This window comes from Pseudomonas fluorescens (assembly GCF_902497775.2).
Taxonomy (GTDB): Bacteria; Pseudomonadota; Gammaproteobacteria; order Pseudomonadales; family Pseudomonadaceae; genus Aquipseudomonas; species Aquipseudomonas putida_F.
Window position 1 is genome coordinate 39,735 of the sequence record NZ_OZ024668.1, and the last position, 19,505, is coordinate 59,239.

A 19,505-nucleotide genomic window follows, 5' to 3' on the forward strand; every position below is an offset into this window, starting at 1 on the left:
TTTATCCATGCACGATCCCCACAGCGAACGCATGAGTGGCAGCGAGACCCGCGCCGCAGGCGGCCTGGCCCTGGTGTTCGCCTTCCGTATGCTGGGCATGTTCATGGTCCTGCCGGTACTGGCGACCTATGGCATGGACCTGGCCGGTGCAACCCCGGCACTGATCGGCCTGGCCATTGGCGCCTACGGCCTGACCCAGGCTTTCCTGCAGATTCCGTTCGGGGTGATATCCGATCGCATCGGCCGCCGCCCGGTGATTTACCTGGGCCTGGTGATCTTTGCCCTGGGCAGCGTGCTGGCGGCCCAGGCCGACTCGATCTGGGGGGTGATTGCCGGGCGCATCCTGCAAGGCGCCGGGGCGATTTCGGCCGCGGTCATGGCCTTGCTCTCGGACCTGACCCGCGAACAACACCGCACCAAGGCCATGGCCATGATCGGCATGAGCATCGGCTTGTCGTTCGCCGTGGCCATGGTCGTCGGCCCGCTGCTGACCCGCGCCTTCGGCCTGTCCGGGCTGTTCCTGGCCACTGCGGCGATGGCCGTGGTGGGTATCGCGATCATTGCCTTTGTGGTGCCGCCATCTCACGGCGCCCTGCAGCATCGCGAATCCGGGGTCGCCAAGCAGGCGCTGCTGCCGACCTTGCGCCACCCGGACCTGCTGCGCCTGGACGTGGGCATCTTCGTCCTGCATGCCATTTTGATGGCCAGTTTCATCGCCTTGCCGCTGGCGTTCGTCGAGCGTGGCGGTCTGCCCAAGGAAGAGCACTGGTGGGTGTACCTGACCGCCTTGCTGATTTCATTCTTTGCAATGATCCCGTTCATCATCTACGGCGAAAAAAAGCGCAAGATGAAACGTGTCCTGCTGGGCGCGGTCAGTGTGTTGATGCTCACCGAGCTGTACTTCTGGTTATCGGCAGACAACTTGCACGAACTGGTGATCGGCACCGTGATATTCTTTACTGCCTTCAACCTGCTGGAGGCATCCTTGCCTTCACTGGTAAGCAAGGTGTCGCCCGCCGGCGGCAAGGGCACGGCCATGGGGGTGTACTCCACCAGCCAGTTCCTTGGTGCCGCGTTGGGAGGAATTCTCGGTGGCTGGTTGTTCCAGCACGGTGGCCTGAGCACGGTGTTCCTTGGCTGCGCAGCGTTGTGTGCCCTGTGGTGGGTCGTGGCGCTGAGCATGCGTGAACCGCCGTACGTGACCAGCCTGCGCATGCCGTTATCGGCCGAGGCGGTACGGGAAGCGGGGCTGACCGAGCGGCTGATGGCCGTCCCGGGTGTGACCGACGCAGTGGTGGTGGCCGATGAAGCCGCCATCTATATCAAACTTGATACACAAATTTTGGATCGCACGACCCTGGAACGCCTGGTAAACCCGGCTTCCTCCGCGTGCGAAGCCTAGGAGAACGTTATGGCCCGTGGGGTTAACAAAGTCATTCTGGTCGGTACCTGCGGCCAGGATCCCGAAGTCCGCTACCTGCCTAACGGTAACGCCGTCACCAACCTGAGCCTGGCGACCAGCGAGCAGTGGACCGACAAGCAGACCGGCCAGAAGGTCGAGCGCACCGAATGGCACCGTGTTTCGATGTTCGGCAAGGTTGCCGAAATCGCCGGTGAGTACCTGCGCAAAGGCTCGCAAGTCTACATCGAAGGCAAGCTGCAGACTCGCGAGTGGGAAAAGGACGGCATCAAGCGTTACACCACTGAAATCGTCGTCGACATGCAGGGCACCATGCAGTTGCTCGGCGGCCGTCCACAGAACCAGGACGGCGCCCCGCAAGGCGGCGGCAACAACTACAACCAGGCACCACGCCAGCAGGCTCCGCGCCCGCAGCAGTCCGCACCGCAGCAGCGTCCAGCACCTCAGCAGGCCGCACCACAGCCGGCTCCGGACTTCGACAGCTTCGATGACGACATTCCGTTCTGAGGAGTCGTAGAGACTTTTCCGTAAAGTTTCTTCTAAAAGCCCCCGCACTGCGGGGGCTTTGTCATTTCAGGGGGAAGTTTTCTGTTGACCCAGTTCTGCTAGCGCCCCTCGATGCTTCTTGAGGCGAGTTTTGTGCTGCTGCAGGCGACTTGTCTGAGGCGATCTGGCCAATTGCTACACGCAGTGCTTGGCATGATCTAAGCTCCAAGCAGGATGGCGTTTCGAGCAGGGGTTTCCATGCGAAGCACACCTGAAAACAGTTTGAAGCATGCGTTGAAAACCTGTAGAGACAGCTTTGTTTCTGTTGGATTTTTTAGTTTTTTCATTAACGCGTTAATGCTCGTCCCTACCTTCTATATGCTTCAGGTATATGGCCGAGTGATGGCGAGCGGAAGCCTGACGACCCTGGCCATGCTAACGCTGATCATGACTGGGCTGCTGATCACGCTCGCCTCTCTGGAGTGGGTTCGTTCGCGGATCATGATTCGGGTCAGTACCCGCCTGGATGTGTTGTTGAGTCGCCAGGTTTACAAGGCCAGTTTCAAGCGGGCTCTGGAAAGTGGCGGCATGGATGCTTCGGCACAGTCGCTCAACGACTTGACGGGCTTGAGGCAGTTTCTTTCCGGCAACGGTCTGTTCGCCTTTTTCGATGCGCCCTGGTTGCCGATCTATATCGCGGTGATGTTCGCGTTTCACCCCTGGTTTGGTTGGGTAGCGACGGGCAGCGCCTTGTTGTTGCTACTACTCGCATTGATCAATGAGAAGCTGACCGGACCGGTATTGGCCCAAGCCAACAAGGAGCATATCGGCGCGACGCTCTATACCACCAAGAACCTGCGCAACGCCGAAGTCATCGAGTCCATGGGCATGCTTGAAACCCTGATGGATCGGTGGGGGCGTCGGCAGAGGAGCGTGCTGTTGCTGCAGTCCCTGGCCAGTGATAGAGCTGCGCTGGTCAGCACGCTTTCCCGGTCGTTCCGGCTCCTGGTGCAATCACTGGTACTGGGACTGGGGGCCTACCTGGCGGTGGATCATCAGGTGGGCGCAGGTATGGTGTTTGCTGGCGCTGTGTTGCTGGGGCGTGCACTGGCCCCAATCGATCTGATCATCGGTGGCTGGAAAGGCTTTATTGCCGCTCGCTCGCAGTACAAGCGTCTGAACGACATCCTTGATAAACAACAAGCGCAACCCGAGCGTCTGTCTTTACCTGCGCCCCAGGGGCACGTGCAGGTCGAGAATCTGATTGTTGCGGCACCTGGCTCGAAAACGCCGATCATCAAAAATATCAGTTTCAGCGTACCTGCCGGTTGCGTGGTGGGAATCATCGGTCCAAGCGCCTCGGGCAAGTCGACACTGGCCAGAGCACTGATGGGTGTATGGGCGCCCCAGCAGGGCGTGGTCCGGCTGGATGGCGCGGACATCAGTGCCTGGGACAAACAGGAGCTTGGCCCGCATGTTGGTTATTTACCTCAGGATATTGAACTGTTCGAAGGCAGCGTCGCCGAGAACATTGCCCGTTTCGCCGAGGTCGATTCGGCGAAAGTCATTCAAGCTGCCAGGACGGCTGGCGTTCACGAAATGATTTTGCTGTTGCCTGATGGCTACGACACCATCATTGGCAGCGAGGGCGTCATGCTGTCGGGAGGGCAGCGCCAGCGCATCGGGCTGGCTCGCGCCCTGTATGGCAACCCGCGGCTGATTATTCTCGACGAGCCCAACTCCAATCTTGACGAAGTTGGTGATCGCGCCCTGGCTGCAGCCATCCAGCAGCTCAAGCAGACCGGCGCGACCCTTTTTGTAATTACTCACCGAACCAACATCGTCTCGCAACTTGACCGGCTCATGGTGATGAGGGCTGGGGTTATCAGTCTCTATGGGCCACGCGACCATGTGTTGGCCGAACTCAACGCGCAGCAACCGCCGGTACAAAAGCCCGCCATGCCCGCACCAGTAGGTGCCAGCGTGACCTCGGTCGAGACCAGCAAGGGCAATGGCAATGACCCCTACGATGCCCAACCGTCAAATTGAAAGCTTCGCCGACCTGCCCATAGCAGATCGAAAAATCCGCCGCCTGGGCCTTGGCATTGTCGGGATTACTTTTGGCCTGTTCGGCACCTGGGCGGCAATTGCGCCCCTCGACGGAGCCGCTTACGCGCCGGGGGTGGTCACCGTGCAGGCCTATCGCAAAACGGTCCAGCATCTTGAGGGCGGGATTGTCAAAGAGGTGCTGGCCCATGACGGTGACATCGTCAAGCGTGATGACCCGTTGATCATTCTCGATGATTCCCAGCTGCGCTTCGAGTACGAGATGGCCAGAGGCCAGCTTGTTGCGGCCAGTGCCATGGAGGCGAGGCTCATCGCCGAGCGTGACACGCTCCCGGTGATCGGTTTTGGACAGATCGCCGACCCCGCCAGCCTGCGAGGAGAGGAAGCGCGCCAGGGCGAGACTCAGGTTTTCAACGCCCGGCAGGGTTCGCGGCTGGGCCAGATAGCGGTGCTGCGTGAGCGCATTGGCCAATTGAATCAACAGATCAAGGGATTGGAGTCGATGATTGCTGCCAAGGTTGGTCTGGAGAAATCCTACAGCGGTGAAATCAATGAATTGACCGATCTGCTGCAGCAGGGGTTCGTCGACAAACAACGTCTGCTTGAGCAGGAGCGCAAGCTGGGGATGCTCAGGTCGGAGGTGGCTGATCACCGTTCCGCTATTAACAGGACGCGCCTGCAAATCAACGAAACGCAGTTGCAGATTCTGCAAGTCGACAAGGACTTCAATGCCGATGTTGCCAAGCAGCTGGCTGAGGTCCAGACCCGGATATACGACCTGCAAGAGAAAACCTCGGCCCTGGAAGACCGGCTCAACCATATCGTCATCCGCGCGCCCGACGCGGGCATGGTGATTGGCATGACAGTGCACACCATTGGTGGTGTCGTGCGCCCAGCGACGCCGTTGCTGGACATCGTTCCATCGGTTTCCGAGCTGGTCATAGAGGCCCAGGTGGCACCGGTGGATATTGATCGCATCGCCATCGGCAAACGCGCCGATATCCGTTTCGGTGCGTTCAAGAGTTCGACCACCCCGGTGATCGAAGGTGAGGTCAGCAGCGTGTCGGCTGACCGGCTGACCAACGAAAAGACCGGGGCTGCCTATTACCTGGCGCGGGTCCGGGTAACCGAGAAGGGCGCGCGCACCTTGGGTGAGCGCAAGTTGTTGCCAGGGATGCCGGCGGACGTGTTGATCATCACCGGGCAACGCACGCTATTGCAGTACTTGATGCAGCCGGCCCGCGATGTCATGTCTCAATCGATGATCGAGGAATGACCGTGGGTATGTCGTCGGTTCTTCTGGGGGGAGTGTGCATGCTTGCAGTGGGGGCTGCCCTGGGGCAACCCGCTGCACAAGCGTCGACCGGGGTCAGTGCCTCTACGTTCTCCACCGATCTCATGCAGTTGTATCGCGAGGCGCGACTGGAGGACCCGCAGGTATTGGCCTCTTTTGCGCAAGCGCAGGCGGGCAAGGAACATCAGCGCGAGGCCATGGGGGCACTGTTGCCGCAATTATCACTCAATGCCGGATCGAACCGTATTCACCAGGAAAACGACCTGATACAGCAGAGTTACGATAGTGAAAGCTACAGCCTGGTACTGCGTCAGTATCTCTACAACAAGGCCGCGTGGGAGAACTATCAGAAATTCAAAAGCCTGGCCAGGCAGTCGGAGTCGCAAGCGCTGGATGCCCAAGCCGAGGCCGCTGTGGAGTTGGCGCGGCGTTACTTCACTGCGTTGGCGGCCGAGGATGAGCTGGAGTTGGTGAGGGCGGAACGCCGAACCACGCAAAAGAGCCTGGATCGAGTCAATGCGTTGTACGAAAAGCAGCTGGCGTTGGTGACGGATCAGCTCGACCTCAAGGCCCGGGTGGATTTACTTGCGGCGCAGGAAGTGGATGCCCGCAACCAGGCCAGAATCAGTCGTGAGGCGCTGGCGGAGATCGTCGGCCGGCCGGTCAAAGAGAAGCTCAACCGCATTCGCGATGACGCACACCTACGGGTTTCGGCGCAGAGTCTGGAAAACTGGGTCCGCGAGGGTATAGCGCTAAACCCGGCGCTCAAGGCCAGCGAGAGTGGAGTCGAAGCAGCGGGTGCAGCGTTGCGCAGTGGCAAGGGTGGGCACTATCCGACCGTGAGCCTGAACCTGAGCGCACAAGAAACCAACGAGGGCTACAACAACTCCCTGGCGCCGCGAACTGACAGCTATGTCGCTGGCGTCGGCGTTCAGGTGCCGCTGTACAGCGGCGGCTCGACCTCGGCGCGGGTCCGTGGGCTTTACCAGGATCAGTTGGCCGCCGAGCAGGAGCTGGAAGCGATTCGGCGCCGGGTGGTCAAGGAGATCACCAGCGCTTACCTGACTGCCAATTCGAACGGCGAGAAAATCGACGCAAATCGTCTGGCCCTGGACTCGGCAAAACTTTCCAGGGTGGCGGCAGAGAAAGCGTTGACCTATGGAATGGTCAATGCCGTCGATGTTCTGGCCAGTGTACGCAACGAATTCCGCGCCAGGCGTGACCTGCTCAAGACGCAATACGAGTTCCTCAGCAATGTGTTTACCCTCAACCGTTGGGCGGGAAAACCACCAGCCGAAAGTGTAGGCAGTGTGAACAACTGGTTGAGCCCCGGCAGCCCGTCCCAAGCAGCGGGCGTTGGATCCGATTATTAGTAGAAAGCGTGCCTGGCCATTCCAGCGGATGAATCGCCAAGCGGTTTGGACGAGAAATTGACAGGTGCATTTTTAGGGCATGTAACTACACACCATTCGTCTGTTAATTGACGATTCTGCTCGCTGTCAAACGCTGCTTGCAGGTCGCCTGTGGCCCGCCTAAGACCTTGATTTCCGAGGACTAGGGCCAACTCCCAGAAACATCAACCCGGCTACTCGCCTAAGGTTCGAGTCAATGGCTGGTGGGTGGCTGTACAGGCGGCGTGTTGTGCTGACCTAGACTCAGTAGAGGGCTCTAGGGAGCACAGAATCGTGCGTAAGCTATTGATAGTTATTTGTATTTGTATTGTCTCGGTGGCGTCTTCCAGCGATGGAAAACGTCTGCAACCCTTTTCGATACCACAGGTAAAAATGCTTCCAGGGTCGTTGACTCAGAACGCTCAACGGATGCAGGTCATAGATCGTTTTTCATGGGAGGCAGGAACATCATGCCTAACCACAGAAAACCGATACGTGTGATGTTGGTCGATTGTCGTCCCCTGGTTCTCATGGGGCTTCATGACTTGATCAATGCCAGGAAGCCGCGGATGGAGGTGAGCTGTGAGGCCAGCACCTATACCAATGCGCTGGATCTTGCCGATCAGTTGCATCCCAATGTCATTCTTTTCAGTTTCTTTCCGGATGCGCTGAACCCGCTGGAGGTCGTCGCGGGGTTGGCTCGCAGCGCTGAAACCAAAGTGCTGGTGCTCAAAGGCCTGTACGAAGCCGTCCCCTTTGTCCAGGCGATAGAGGCGGGCGCACGCGGCATCGTGCTGGCGGAAGACCCGACGGAATCGATTATCCAGGCCATCATCAAGGCCCATCATCACAACAGTGGGCTGGACAGGGCCTGGGTCGGTGGGCTTTCCGGATATGCCGCGACCGTGCATACCCCCTTGAAGTGCAATCTGGAGCGGGCGAAGCAGGCGCGGCTGACGCTGCGCGAGAGGGAACTGATTCGCGCCATCGTGGGGGACCCCTCCGCCAAATACGTGAGCATCGCCGGGCGCCTGGGGATCAGTGAGCACACCGTGCACAACCACCTCAGCAACATCTATCAAAAGCTCAATCTGATCAATCGCATCGATTTGCTGATGTATGCGCTGAAACACGGGCTTACCAATAACGAAGAACCACCCGAGTCTATTCGGGTGGAGCGCGATTGAGCTTCACGTCAAAACAACACGCTCTGAGCGATCTTTTTGGCGTCTAGGCAACCACCGAGGCCCCTGGTTGATGGAGATAACGTTGTCGCAGGTTCAAAAAGCAATGCGAGGGTAGTTGTCACGCCACCCTCGCATCCTTTCACACTTGCGCTGCCTCAGGCGCCGCCAAACACAATGTCGCTATTGAGAAGGTCGACTCCGACCAAGGTGATGGTCGTTGTTTGTCCGCCAGTCTCGGCAACCGTCACGATGCTGTTTGCGCCACTGTTGTCGATCGACTGGACAACGGCGCTCTGGTCGCCGTTGAGCACCAGCGTGTCGCGCAGGCTCAGGCCCGCATCGAAGCCGGTGACCTGGTACAGGTTCTCGGCGACCGACAGATCGATGTTGAAGGCATCCCGCTCACCGCCCGTGCCGACCAGGGTGAAGTCGAATTCTGCCTCGGCCGAGTCGTTGGCGAACAGGTTGGCGTCGAATGCACTGGTCGCCGTGTCCCCGTCCTTGTCTGTCAGTGTCGCATTGAACGCCAGCTTGATATCGCTGGCCAGGCTCTCGCTCTCCTGGATGAACTGGATCACCGGTATTTTGATCACGCCCAGGCCCATGGTGAGCTGGACCGCGTCAATGAGCTTCGAGTCCGATCTTTCGATGACGAAGGACGTCTGTCCTCCATCCTCCGAGGTCAGATCGGCGGCAAGAACTTTCGTCGGCGAACCTGACGTCGTGCCGTCATCGTAGAAGATCGTGTAGTACAGCTCCTCCGTTGCCGGGTTGTACCCCTGGACCGAGTTGTCGATGAAAATCTTCATGCCCGTCAACAGGGTCTCGGGATTGATGACGAAGCTCTCGTCACCGGCATTGATGCCTGCCGTCCCGTTTCCATCCAGATTGTTGTTGGTAATGCCAATGCCGGACGTGCTGACGTTCATGTTCGCGCTGCCGATGAATGCAAACCCGCCAGCCTCTATCTGTGCTTCGGTGAGGTCGGACGCTCCCGGGGTGATGGCAGAAAATATATCGCTTGCGCTAGTGGTCGCGTTAACACCGAAGAACACAATCTCCTCAGATGGCGAAGGAATAGTCGGCGGATCCTGCGCCGGAATCAACAAGGTGCGCACGGGGTCCGGGCCGCCGGCACCGAGCGAGCCGTCGGCACTGCTGAGCACGATCGTCGAAGCAAAACCTTGCACCAGATCCAGTGCATAGCTGCCATTGGCATAGGCGGTCAGCGTGTAGTCGACGGTGGTGTTCGCCGTTGCTGCGTTGTTGTCGAAGTCGCCGGTCAACGTCCCGGCGAACTGGTACGCACCATTGACGTCCGGCGAGGGCACCAGTTCGGTGAGCGTGCCGGTCCCGGTCGTGGTCGTGTTGTCTGGCCTGACAAGGGTGAACTGGCCATTGACCAACGAGATGTCCAGACCCGCCGCCCCCAGTCCATCAGCGCCGGCGGCCATGCTCCAGAAGCCGTATTGCGCAAGGACGCTACCGGTCCCGATCAGGTTGCCAAAGGCGAGTGCCGGGCCGTCGTCCTTGATAACCAGGTTCTGCCCGATATTCAGGGTGGCCTGGGCGCTGTCGCCATCCCTGTCGGTTTTGGTTGCGGTGAGAGTGACCAGGTTGTCGGACGCAAGGCTGGTCGAATCATCCGGATTGGTCGCGTCGGGATGGATCACGGCGCGCAGTTGGTCAAGGGTGACGTCACCGTTGGTGGCGACGCTGACGGTGAACACCAGTTCGTTAGTCGTGGCCGTGCGGCCTTCCACCACGCCGCCATTGAGCGACAGATTCACTGCCTCACCGGTAGCGGAGTCGGTCAGCCCGGAAGCCCCCGCTACCACGCCCAGTGCATAGGTCAACGTACCGGCGCCATCGGCGCCGAACGCCGAGGTGAAGTTGGCAGCGAAGTTCTGCGTGGCGTTGGTCGCCAGCACGGTTTCGTCGACTGTCAGCGTCGGTTCCGTGCCGGTGGTGCTGATGCTCGGGCCGTCGTCCTTGAACACCAGGTTTTGCCCGATGTTGAGGGTGGCTTGGGCGCTGTCACCGTCCCTGTCGGTTTTGGTTGCGGTGAGGGTAACCAGGTTGTCCGAGGTCAGGCTGGTCGAATCATCCGGATTGGTCGTGTTGGGGTGTACTACGGCACGCAGTTGGTCGAGGGTGACGTCACCGTTGGCGGCGACGCTGACGGTGAATACCAGCTCGTTGGTCGTGGCGGTGCGGCCTTCGACTATGGTGCCGTTGAGCGACAGGTTGACGGCCTCACCGGTGGCGGTGTCAGTCAGCCCGGAAGCCCCCGCTACCACGCCCAGGGCATAGGTCAACGTACCGGCGCCATCGGCGCCAAACGCCGAGGTGAAGTTGGCGGCGAAGCTCTGCGTGGCGTTGGTCGCCAGCACGGTTTCGTCTACCGTCAGCGTCGATTCCGTGCCGGTGGTGCTGATGCTCGGGCCGTCGTCCTTGAACACCAGGTTTTGCCCGATGTTGAGGGTGGCTTGGGCACTGTCGCCGTCCCTGTCGGTTTTGGTTGCGGTGAGGGTAACCAGGTTGTCCGAGGTCAGGCTGGTCGAATCATCCGGATTGGTCGTGTTGGGGTGTACTACGGCACGCAGTTGGTCGAGGGTGACGTCACCGTTGGCGGCGACGCTGACGGTGAATACCAGCTCGTTGGTCGTGGCGGTGCGGCCTTCGACTACGGTGCCGTTGAGCGACAGGTTGACGGCCTCACCGGTGGCGGTGTCAGTCAGCCCGGAAGCCCCCGCTACCACGCCCAGGGCATAGGTCAACGTACCGGCGCCATCGGCGCCAAACGCCGAGGTGAAGTTGGCGGCGAAGCTCTGCGTGGCGTTGGTCGCCAGTACCGTTTCATCGACTGTCAGCACCGGCTCGGTGCCGGTGGTGCTGACGCTCGGGCCGTCGTCCTTGAACACCAGGTTTTGCCCGATGTTGAGGGTGGCCTGGACGCTGTCGCCGTCCCTGTCGGTTTTGGTTGCGGTGAGAGTGACCAGGTTGTCCGAGGTCAGGCTGGTCGAATCATCCGGATTGGTCGTGTTGGGGTGTACCACGGCACGCAGTTGGTCAAGGGTGACGTCACCGTTGGCGGCGACGCTGACGGTGAATACCAGCTCGTTGGTCGTGGCGGTGCGGCCTTCGACTACGGTGCTGTTGAGCGACAGGTTGACTGCCTCACCGGTAGCGGAGTCGGTCAGCCCGGAAGCCCCCGCTACCACGCCCAGTGCATAGGTCAACGTACCGGCGCCATCGGCGCCGAACGCCGAGGTGAAGTTGGCAGCGAAGTTCTGCGTGGCGTTGGTCGCCAGCACGGTTTCGTCGACTGTCAGCGTCGGTTCCGTGCCGGTGGTGCTGATGCTCGGGCCGTCGTCCTTGAACACCAGGTTTTGCCCGATGTTGAGGGTGGCTTGGGCGCTGTCACCGTCCCTGTCGGTTTTGGTTGCGGTGAGGGTAACCAGGTTGTCCGAGGTCAGGCTGGTCGAATCATCCGGATTGGTCGTGTTGGGGTGTACTACGGCACGCAGTTGGTCGAGGGTGACGTCACCGTTGGCGGCGACGCTGACGGTGAATACCAGCTCGTTGGTCGTGGCGGTGCGGCCTTCGACTACGGTGCCGTTGAGCGACAGGTTGACGGCCTCACCGGTGGCGGTGTCAGTCAGCCCGGAAGCCCCCGCTACCACGCCCAGGGCATAGGTCAACGTACCGGCGCCATCGGCGCCAAACGCCGAGGTGAAGTTGGCGGCGAAGCTCTGCGTGGCGTTGGTTGCCAGCACGGTTTCATCGACTGTCAGCACCGGCTCGGTGCCGGTGGTGCTGACGCTCGGGCCGTCGTCCTTGAACACCAGGTTTTGCCCGATGTTGAGGGTGGCCTGGACGCTGTCGCCGTCCCTGTCGGTTTTGGTTGCGGTGAGAGTAACCAGGTTGTCCGAGGTCAGGCTGGTCGAATCATCCGGATTGGTCGTGTTGGGGTGTACTACGGCACGCAGTTGGTCAAGGGTGACGTCACCGTTGGCAGCGACGCTGACGGTGAACACCAGCTCGTTGGTCGTGGCGGTGCGGCCTTCAACTACGGTGCCGTTGAGCGACAGGTTGACGGCCTCACCGGTGGCGGTGTCGGTCAGCCCGGAAGCCCCGGCTACCGCGCCCAGCGCATAGGTCAACGTGCCGGCGCCATCGGCGCCAAACGCCGAGGTGAAGTTGGCGGCGAAGCTCTGCGTGGCGTTGGTTGCCAGCACGGTTTCGTCGACTGTCAGCACCGGCTCGGTGCCGGTGGTGCTGACGCTCGGGCCGTCGTCCTTGAACACCAGGTTTTGCCCGATGTTCAAGGTGGCTTGGGCACTGTCACCGTCCCTGTCGGTTTTGGTTGCGGTGAGGGTAACCAGGTTGTCCGAGGTCAGGCTGGTCGAATCATCCGGATTGGTCGTGTTGGGGTGTACTACGGCGCGCAGTTGGTCAAGGGTGACGTCACCGTTGGTGGCGACGCTGACGGTGAACACCAGTTCGTTAGTCGTGGCCGTGCGGCCTTCCACCACGCCGCCATTGAGCGACAGATTCACTGCCTCACCGGTAGCGGAGTCGGTCAGCCCGGAAGCCCCCGCTACCGCGCCCAGTGCATAGGTCAACGTACCGGCGCCATCGGCGCCAAACGCCGAGGTGAAGTTGGCGGCGAAGCTCTGCGTGGCGTTGGTTGCCAGCACGGTTTCGTCGACTGTCAGCGTCGGTTCCGTGCCGGTGGTGCTGATGCTCGGGCCGTCGTCCTCGAAGATCATCTTCGAACCAATTTCGGCGGTCGTAGTAGAGGCTTGGAGCAGCTTGAAGCCACCGATATCGAAATCGGCGTGGTTATTGCCCTTGGCGTCGGTGGCCGCGCCGTTCTCGATGAGCACGCGATTGTGGTCTGCCGTTGTGGTGTATTCAATCTTGTAGCCGGCTTTAACGCCGGTGATGGTTGCAACCCCGGAAGCAAAGCTGATGACAATGGCCGGATCATTCGCCGATCCGTCCGAGTTCTCGATCACCAGCCCGGTGCTGATGTTGATGACGCGGACATTACCGATTGCAACCGATGTATCACCCACATAGCCGTTGATGAAATTCACGCCAGGTTCAGCCGCGGTGCTGAATGCGCTGATTTTTACCACCGCGCTCTTACCACTTTGCAACTGCACGACGTCGAAAGTGGCCGACCTCGTATTGAACACGGCGGTGAAGTCGATGTTGGATTCAACATCGGCTTCGTTCTGATCCAGGTTAGGAATGGTCACATTCTGCCTGGCACCGGTGACGAACGAAAAGCGGATGCCTTCCTGTTCCGTAATCATCTGATTGTTGGTGCCGAAGGTGGTCGGGCCACCCGCCTGGCTGGTATTGATCGTGTCGCCAGTCGTTATATTGGCGCCGCTCGACTGGTCAGCGGGGTTCTTGCCGGTGGCGATAATTGTCGGGTCCGTGATCCGCAAGACCCCACCTACGTCGACAACGGTCGGGTTCGCCGTCGTGAACATCAGGAACAGGTTTTGCCCGGAAGGCGCATTGGCCAGGCTGAATACCAGGTCCTGGCTAGCACCGATGAACACCTTGTTCAGCAGGTTGAGGGCATCGTCCGGGTTGCTGGCGTCCGGATGCTTGAGCGGTTGGTATTCCACGGTCCAGATCTTGCCGCCGGTGGCCGGTGATCCGGTTTCTTCAATGTAGGCCGCGAACACGATCGCGCCGGCCGGGCCCCCGGCTCGGCCGAGCAGGATGTTGTTATTGGTATCGGTATAAAGAAGGATATCGGTGCCATTGAGGGTATCGAGTCCGCTGTCCAGGCCATTGAGCGCTGCGCCAAGGCTGTCGGTGAAGCTGATATCGGTAACGCTGGCTCCGGGCGCTGCGGTGATGGTGAACGCATTGCTGCCCGTGTTGCCCACCGCCCCCGTATAGCCACTCAAGGCCGCACCTGTTGCGGTGCCTGCCCCAAGCGCTGTCAGCCGGGTAGCGAAGGCCGAGGGCAGCGCCGTCAGCAGAATGTCATTGTCGTCAGCGTCTCCCGCAGGGGCTGGGGTGGCCGTGCTGTTCTGCAAACCGGCTGTTTCGTCCAACGACACGTTCACCCCCGTCGCCACGACACTCAGGGCACTGTCGGTAAACGACGTTGTCGCGACGACGTCGTCACGGGTAGCAAACTTGCCATCGGCACCGGCAGAGGCTGCGGTGAGCAGGAACGTCGCGCCTGCCGAGTCGTCAGGATTCACGTACCACGAGGTCGTGATGCTGCCGTTGACTTGGCCGTCGAGATCGCCGGCTCCGCCGTCGGTCACGTACCAAGGCTCATGTCCCTCGCCGGTGTTGGTTTTGAGTACATCGTCAGGCGTGCCCCACAGGTTATCCGCGCCGGGGCCGGTGGCGTGCTCCACTTCGAGCGCCACTGTGCTGCCGGCGGCGAAGCCGCTGGCCGTGATGATGGCCGTGCTGCCGGGGGCGTAATCTGCTTGATCGGTTGTGACGGTCGGCGTCTGTTGGGGCGGCGGATCGCTTACGACTGTAGCGTTTTGGTCTTTGCTCGCAACGGCATTCTGGTGAATGGGTAACAGATCGGTACTGCTGTCACCGGTCAGGTCGCTCGTGGGTGTTGTTATTTTTTTGCGGGTAGTCATGACATTCTCCAGAGCAACTCCAGGCATAGGGGCTGGACCGTGGACCTAGTTCCGATACACGCTGCAACTATGGATAAGCGTCGGAACTTGTGCATCGGCCGATACTCCCAGGCGAGATGGGAGTTTCGGACTACTTGGGAGGGGAAGCGCGATGACGCAGCGCAGCTGCTCAATGTCGTGCGCAACCTGTAACGAGCAATACCAGCGGCAATGAGCCATTTTCAGCACGCTGGTCAGGAATCTTGACTACAGTATCAACTGGTGACTACTACCAGTGTCGCCACCGTGATCGTTCAAGAGACGCCGGCAACGACCCGCGCGTCCACCACCTGATCAGGAGTGCACGATGGATCTCAACCGTCGGCAGTTCTTCAAGGTCGCAGCTGTAGGCCTTGGAGGCTCGAGCCTGGCGGCGTTGGGCATGGCCCCGACACCTGCCTTCGCCGAGCAGGTGCGCCACTTCAAGCTGGCGCACACCATCGAGACCCGCAACACCTGCCCCTATTGCTCGGTCGGCTGCGGCCTGATCCTGTACAGCCAGGGCGATGGGGCCAAGAACGTTGCGCAGAACATCATCCATATCGAGGGTGACGCCGATCATCCGGTGAACCGCGGCACACTGTGCCCGAAAGGCGCCGGCCTGCTCGACTTTGTCCACAGCCCCAACCGCCTGCAGTACCCGCAGGTGCGCAAGGCCGGGAGCAACGAGTGGACGCGGATTTCCTGGGATGAGGCGCTGGACCGCATCGCCGACCTGATGAAGGCCGACCGCGACGCCAACTTCATCGAGAAGAACGCCCAGGGCCAGACGGTTAATCGCTGGCTGAGCGTGGGTTTCCTGGCGGCGTCGGCGTCATCCAACGAAGCCGGGTACATGACCCACAAGGTTGTTCGCAGTCTTGGCATGCTGGGGTTCGATAACCAGGCACGTGTCTGACATGGCCCGACGGTGGCAAGTCTTGCCCCGACGTACGGCCGTGGAGCCATGACCAACCACTGGACCGATATCGCCAACGCGAATCTGATCCTGGTGATGGGTGGCAACGCTGCAGAAGCCCATCCGTGTGGCTTCAAATGGGTAACCGAGGCCAAGGCCCACAACAAGGCCCGGCTGATTGTGGTCGACCCGCGTTTTACCCGAACCGCGTCGGTGGCCGATTATTACGCGCCAATCCGCACCGGTAGCGACATCGCCTTCATGGGCGGCCTGATCAATTACCTGCTGAGCAACGACAAGATCCAGCACGAGTACGTGCGCAACTACACCGACGTGGGGTTTATCGTCAAAGCCGGATTCAGCTTTGAAGATGGCCTGTTCAGCGGTTACGACGCGGCCAAACGCAGCTATATCGATAAGTCCGGCTGGGGCTACGAAATCGGCGAGGACGGCTTTGCCAAGGTTGATCCGACCCTGCAGGACCCACGCTGCGTCTACCAGTTGATGAAGCAGCACTACAGCCGTTACACCCTGGAACTGGCCAGCCAGATCTGCGGCATGTCGGTCGACAGCATGCGCAAGATCTGGGAAGAGATCGCCACCTGCTCGCAACCGGGCAAGACCATGACGATTCTCTACGCCCTGGGCTGGACCCAGCACTCAATCGGCTCGCAGATGATCCGCAGTGCGGCGATGGTCCAGTTGCTGCTGGGTAATGTCGGCATGCCGGGTGGCGGAGTTAACGCCTTGCGTGGGCACTCCAATATCCAGGGGCTGACCGACCTGGGGCTGTTGTCCAACTTGCTGCCCGGTTACCTGACCCTGCCGGCGGATGCCGAGCAGGACTACGACACCTATATCGCCAAACGTGCGCCCAAGCCACTGCGCCCCGGGCAGCTTTCGTACTGGCAGAACTACGGCAAGTTCCACGTCAGCCTGATGAAAGCCTGGTACGGCGCGAATGCCACGGCCGAGAACCATTGGGGCTACGACTACCTGCCGAAGCTGGATATTCCTGGCTACGACGTGTTGAAGATGTTCGACATGATGGGCAAGGAACAGGTCAACGGCTACTTCTGCCAGGGCTTCAACCCGATTGCCGCCTTGCCGGACAAGAACCGTGTTACCGCGGCCTTGAGCAAGCTCAAATGGTTGGTGGTGATGGACCCGTTGGCCACTGAGACTTCGGAGTTCTGGCGCAACGCCGGGCCGTTCAACGATGTCCAGACGGCCAATATCCAGACCGAAGTCATCCGCCTGCCGACGACCTGTTTTGCCGAGGAGGACGGCTCGCTGGTTAATAGCAGCCGTTGGTTGCAATGGCATTGGAAGGGCGCGGAAGGGCCGGGTCAGGCGCGTACCGATGTGCGCATCATGAGCGAGCTGTTCTTGCGTCTGCGCGAGCGGTATCAGCGTGACGGTGGTGCCTGGGCCGAATCGATCCTCAAGCTCAACTGGCCTTACAAAGTGCCCGAAGAGCCGTCGCCGGAAGAGATCGCCAAAGAATTCAGCGGCTACGCCGTGGCCGATGTCACCGATGCCTCGGGGGCGGTGGTCAAGGCCGGGCAACAACTGGCCGGCTTCGCCCAACTCAAGGACGATGGCAGCACCGCGTCCGGGTGCTGGATTTTCTGTGGCAGTTGGACCGAGCAAGGTAACCAGATGGCCCGACGTGACAACGCCGATCCGTACGGGATGAAGCAGAACCTGGGCTGGGCCTGGGCTTGGCCGATGAACCGGCGGATTCTCTACAACCGTGCATCGGCTGACCCGCAAGGCAAGCCCTGGGCGCCGAACAAGCGCCTGGTGTGGTGGAACGGCAAGGCCTGGGGCGGTACGGATGTGCCTGACTTCAAGGTTGATGCGGCGCCGGAGTCGGGGATGAACCCGTTCATCATGAATCCCGAAGGGGTGGCGCGCTTCTTCGCCCTGGACAAGATGGCCGAGGGGCCGTTCCCCGAGCATTACGAGCCATTCGAAACGCCCATCGGGGTCAACCCGCTGCACCCGAACAACAAGCAGGCGATCAGCAACCCGGCGGGCCGGGTGTTCGATTCGGTATGGGACACCCTGGGCCATGCCAAGGATTTCCCGTATGCCGCGACCACCTACCGGCTGACCGAGCACTTCCACTTCTGGACCAAGCATTGCCCGATCAACGCCGTGACCCAGCCGGAGCAGTTCGTCGAAATCGGCGAAGTCCTGGCCAAGGAAAAGGGCATTGCCGCAGGCGACCGGGTTCGGGTCTCGTGCAAACGGGGGCATATCGAAGCCGTGGCGGTGGTGACCAAGCGGATTCGTCCGCTGCAGGTCAACAACCAGACCGTGCACCAGATCGGCATCCCGTTGCACTGGGGCTTTACCGGGGTAACCCGGCACGGCTACCTGACCAACACCCTGGTGCCGTTCCTCGGTGACGGCAACACCCAGACGCCGGAATCGAAGTCATTCCTGGTCAACGTGGAGAAAGTCTGATGGCTAGCCAAGACATCGTCGCCCGTTCGGCCACCACCACGTCGCCCTCGTCGATACGCCAGTTGGAGGAGGTGGCCAAGCTGATCGACACCACCAAGTGCATTGGTTGCAAGGCCTGCCAGGTCGCCTGCTCGGAATGGAACGAGCTGCGTGACGAGGTCGGTCACAACCATGGCACCTACGACAACCCGCAGGACCTGAGCGCCGAAACCTGGACGCTGATGCGCTTCACCGAGCATGAGACCAGCGAAGGCAATCTGGAGTGGCTGATCCGCAAGGACGGCTGCATGCACTGCGCCGAGCCAGGTTGCCTGAAAGCCTGCCCGAGCCCGGGGGCGATCATCAAGCACGCCAACGGCATCGTCGACTTCAACCAGGACCACTGTATCGGCTGCGGTTACTGCATCACCGGTTGCCCGTTCAACATCCCGCGGATCTCGCAGAAGGACCACAAGGCCTACAAGTGCACCTTGTGCTCCGACCGTGTTTCGGTGGGGCTGGAGCCGGCCTGCGTAAAAACCTGCCCGACCGGCGCCATCGTCTTCGGCAGCAAGCAGGACATGAAGGAGCATGCCGCCGAGCGCATCGTCGACCTCAAGTCGCGCGGTTTCGACAACGCCGGCCTGTATGACCCCGACGGTGTCGGCGGCACCCACGTGATGTACGTGCTGCACCACGCCGATACGCCGCGCTTGTATGCGGGCCTGCCGGACCAGCCGATCATCAGCCCGCTGGTGGGCCTGTGGAAGGGCGTGACCAAGCCGCTGGCGTTGCTGGCCATGGGCGCGGCAGTGCTGGCCGGGTTCTTCCACTATGTGCGCGTCGGCCCGCAACGGGTCGAAGAGGATGAACACCCGAGCCCGCCGGATACCAGCGTGCAGGTGGTCGACCCTGCGGTGCATGTCTATGACCCGAACCGGCCAGCAGGGCAAGGGGAGGAACGACCATGAACGACAAACCTATCCTGCGCTACAACGCCAACGAGCGGACCAACCACTGGCTGGTGGCGATCCTGTTCATCATGGCTGCGTTGTCGGGGCTGGCGCTGTTCCATCCGGCGCTGTTCTGGCTCAGCCATCTGTTCGGCGGCGGGCCGTGGACGCGCATCCTGCACCCGTTCATGGGTGTGTTGATGTTCGTGTTCTTTCTCGGCCTGGTGCTGCGCTTCTGGCGGGCCAATTACTTCATCGCCAACGACCGTCTGTGGCTCAAGCGCATCGATCGGGTGATGCGCAACGAAGAGGAGGGGGTGCCGCCAATCGGCAAGTACAACCCGGGGCAGAAGTTGCTGTTCTGGACCTTGTTGCTGTGCATGCTGGTGCTGCTGATCAGCGGCGTGGTGATCTGGCGCGCCTACTTCAGCAGCTACTTCGGCATCGGCTCGATTCGCCTGGCAACCCTGCTGCATGCCCTGGCGGCGTTCGTGCTGGTGCTGAGCATCATCGTCCACATCTATGCCGGCATCTGGATCAAGGGTTCGGTCAGCGCCATGCTGCATGGCTGGGTCAGCCGTGCCTGGGCGAAAAAGCATCATGAGCTATGGTATCGGGACGTAACCGGCGACAAGCAGCCGGAGCCGCCGATCAACAAAAAAGGATGAGCGC

The 19,505-nt window shown here is 60.7% G+C and carries 10 protein-coding genes; 9 read left to right on the top strand and 1 reads right to left on the bottom strand.

Annotation, left to right across the window (positions count from 1 at the left end; all coding sequences use genetic code 11):
• Positions 1-7 precede the first annotated feature (7 nt).
• From F8N82_RS00260 to F8N82_RS00285, 6 genes are all read left to right on the top strand, one after another.
• Positions 8-1,402, top strand: coding sequence for an MFS transporter (locus tag F8N82_RS00260; protein ID WP_038998492.1), 1,395 nt, complete (start codon positions 8-10; stop codon positions 1,400-1,402).
• A 9-nt stretch (positions 1,403-1,411) separates the two neighbouring features.
• Entirely contained in the window at positions 1,412-1,927 is a 516-nt protein-coding gene (locus F8N82_RS00265) for a single-stranded DNA-binding protein (RefSeq protein WP_038998493.1), read from the top strand.
• Positions 1,928-2,164: 237 nt separating this feature from the next.
• Positions 2,165-3,955: a type I secretion system permease/ATPase gene (locus tag F8N82_RS00270; protein WP_038998494.1), complete on the top strand. Its 1,791-nt coding sequence runs from the start codon at positions 2,165-2,167 to the stop codon at positions 3,953-3,955.
• On the top strand, positions 3,936-5,249 hold the full coding sequence (locus F8N82_RS00275; RefSeq protein ID WP_038998495.1) for an HlyD family type I secretion periplasmic adaptor subunit: 1,314 nt from the start codon (positions 3,936-3,938) through the stop codon (positions 5,247-5,249). Before F8N82_RS00270 ends, F8N82_RS00275 begins: the two co-directional genes overlap by 20 nt.
• Positions 5,246-6,640 (top strand): TolC family outer membrane protein, encoded by a 1,395-nt coding sequence (locus F8N82_RS00280; protein ID WP_425328532.1) that lies wholly within the window; start codon positions 5,246-5,248, stop codon positions 6,638-6,640. The genes F8N82_RS00275 and F8N82_RS00280 overlap by 4 nt, the downstream gene beginning before the upstream one ends.
• A 488-nt stretch (positions 6,641-7,128) precedes the next feature.
• The gene (locus F8N82_RS00285) at positions 7,129-7,845 is read left to right on the top strand and encodes a response regulator transcription factor (RefSeq protein WP_038998497.1); all 717 of its coding nucleotides are present in this window, start codon (positions 7,129-7,131) and stop codon (positions 7,843-7,845) included.
• A gap of 155 nt (positions 7,846-8,000) precedes the next feature.
• Here F8N82_RS00285 and F8N82_RS00290 read toward each other — a convergent pair whose 3' ends face one another.
• Positions 8,001-14,489, bottom strand: coding sequence for a DUF5801 repeats-in-toxin domain-containing protein (locus F8N82_RS00290; protein WP_338918538.1), 6,489 nt, complete (start codon positions 14,487-14,489; stop codon positions 8,001-8,003).
• Between the two features lie 346 nt (positions 14,490-14,835).
• Between F8N82_RS00290 and fdnG the strand changes: the two genes are divergently transcribed.
• The 3 genes from fdnG to F8N82_RS00305 are packed head-to-tail and all read left to right on the top strand — an operon-like array spanning position 14,836 to position 19,501.
• Positions 14,836-17,901: a formate dehydrogenase-N subunit alpha gene (fdnG, locus tag F8N82_RS00295; protein WP_141231080.1), complete on the top strand. Its 3,066-nt coding sequence runs from the start codon at positions 14,836-14,838 to the stop codon at positions 17,899-17,901.
• Positions 17,901-18,851: a formate dehydrogenase subunit beta gene (gene fdxH, locus F8N82_RS00300; RefSeq protein WP_038998502.1), complete on the top strand. Its 951-nt coding sequence runs from the start codon at positions 17,901-17,903 to the stop codon at positions 18,849-18,851. The genes fdnG and fdxH overlap by 1 nt, the downstream gene beginning before the upstream one ends.
• Positions 18,848-19,501: a formate dehydrogenase subunit gamma gene (locus F8N82_RS00305; RefSeq protein ID WP_038998503.1), complete on the top strand. Its 654-nt coding sequence runs from the start codon at positions 18,848-18,850 to the stop codon at positions 19,499-19,501. The genes fdxH and F8N82_RS00305 overlap by 4 nt, the downstream gene beginning before the upstream one ends.
• The last annotated feature ends 4 nt before the right edge of the window (positions 19,502-19,505 follow it).

Excerpts from the sequence above, each read along its gene's own strand:
- F8N82_RS00260 (WP_038998492.1), top strand. The coding sequence starts at position 8 with ATGCACGATCCCCACAGCGAACGCATGAGTGGCAGCGAGACCCGCGCC.
- F8N82_RS00265 (WP_038998493.1), top strand. The coding sequence starts at position 1,412 with ATGGCCCGTGGGGTTAACAAAGTCATTCTGGTCGGTACCTGCGGCCAG.
- F8N82_RS00270 (WP_038998494.1), top strand. The coding sequence starts at position 2,165 with ATGCGAAGCACACCTGAAAACAGTTTGAAGCATGCGTTGAAAACCTGT.
- F8N82_RS00275 (WP_038998495.1), top strand. The coding sequence starts at position 3,936 with ATGCCCAACCGTCAAATTGAAAGCTTCGCCGACCTGCCCATAGCAGAT.
- F8N82_RS00280 (WP_425328532.1), top strand. The coding sequence starts at position 5,246 with ATGACCGTGGGTATGTCGTCGGTTCTTCTGGGGGGAGTGTGCATGCTT.
- F8N82_RS00285 (WP_038998497.1), top strand. The coding sequence starts at position 7,129 with ATGCCTAACCACAGAAAACCGATACGTGTGATGTTGGTCGATTGTCGT.
- F8N82_RS00290 (WP_338918538.1), bottom strand. The coding sequence starts at position 14,489 with ATGACTACCCGCAAAAAAATAACAACACCCACGAGCGACCTGACCGGT.
- fdxH (WP_038998502.1), top strand. The coding sequence starts at position 17,901 with ATGGCTAGCCAAGACATCGTCGCCCGTTCGGCCACCACCACGTCGCCC.
- F8N82_RS00305 (WP_038998503.1), top strand. The coding sequence starts at position 18,848 with ATGAACGACAAACCTATCCTGCGCTACAACGCCAACGAGCGGACCAAC.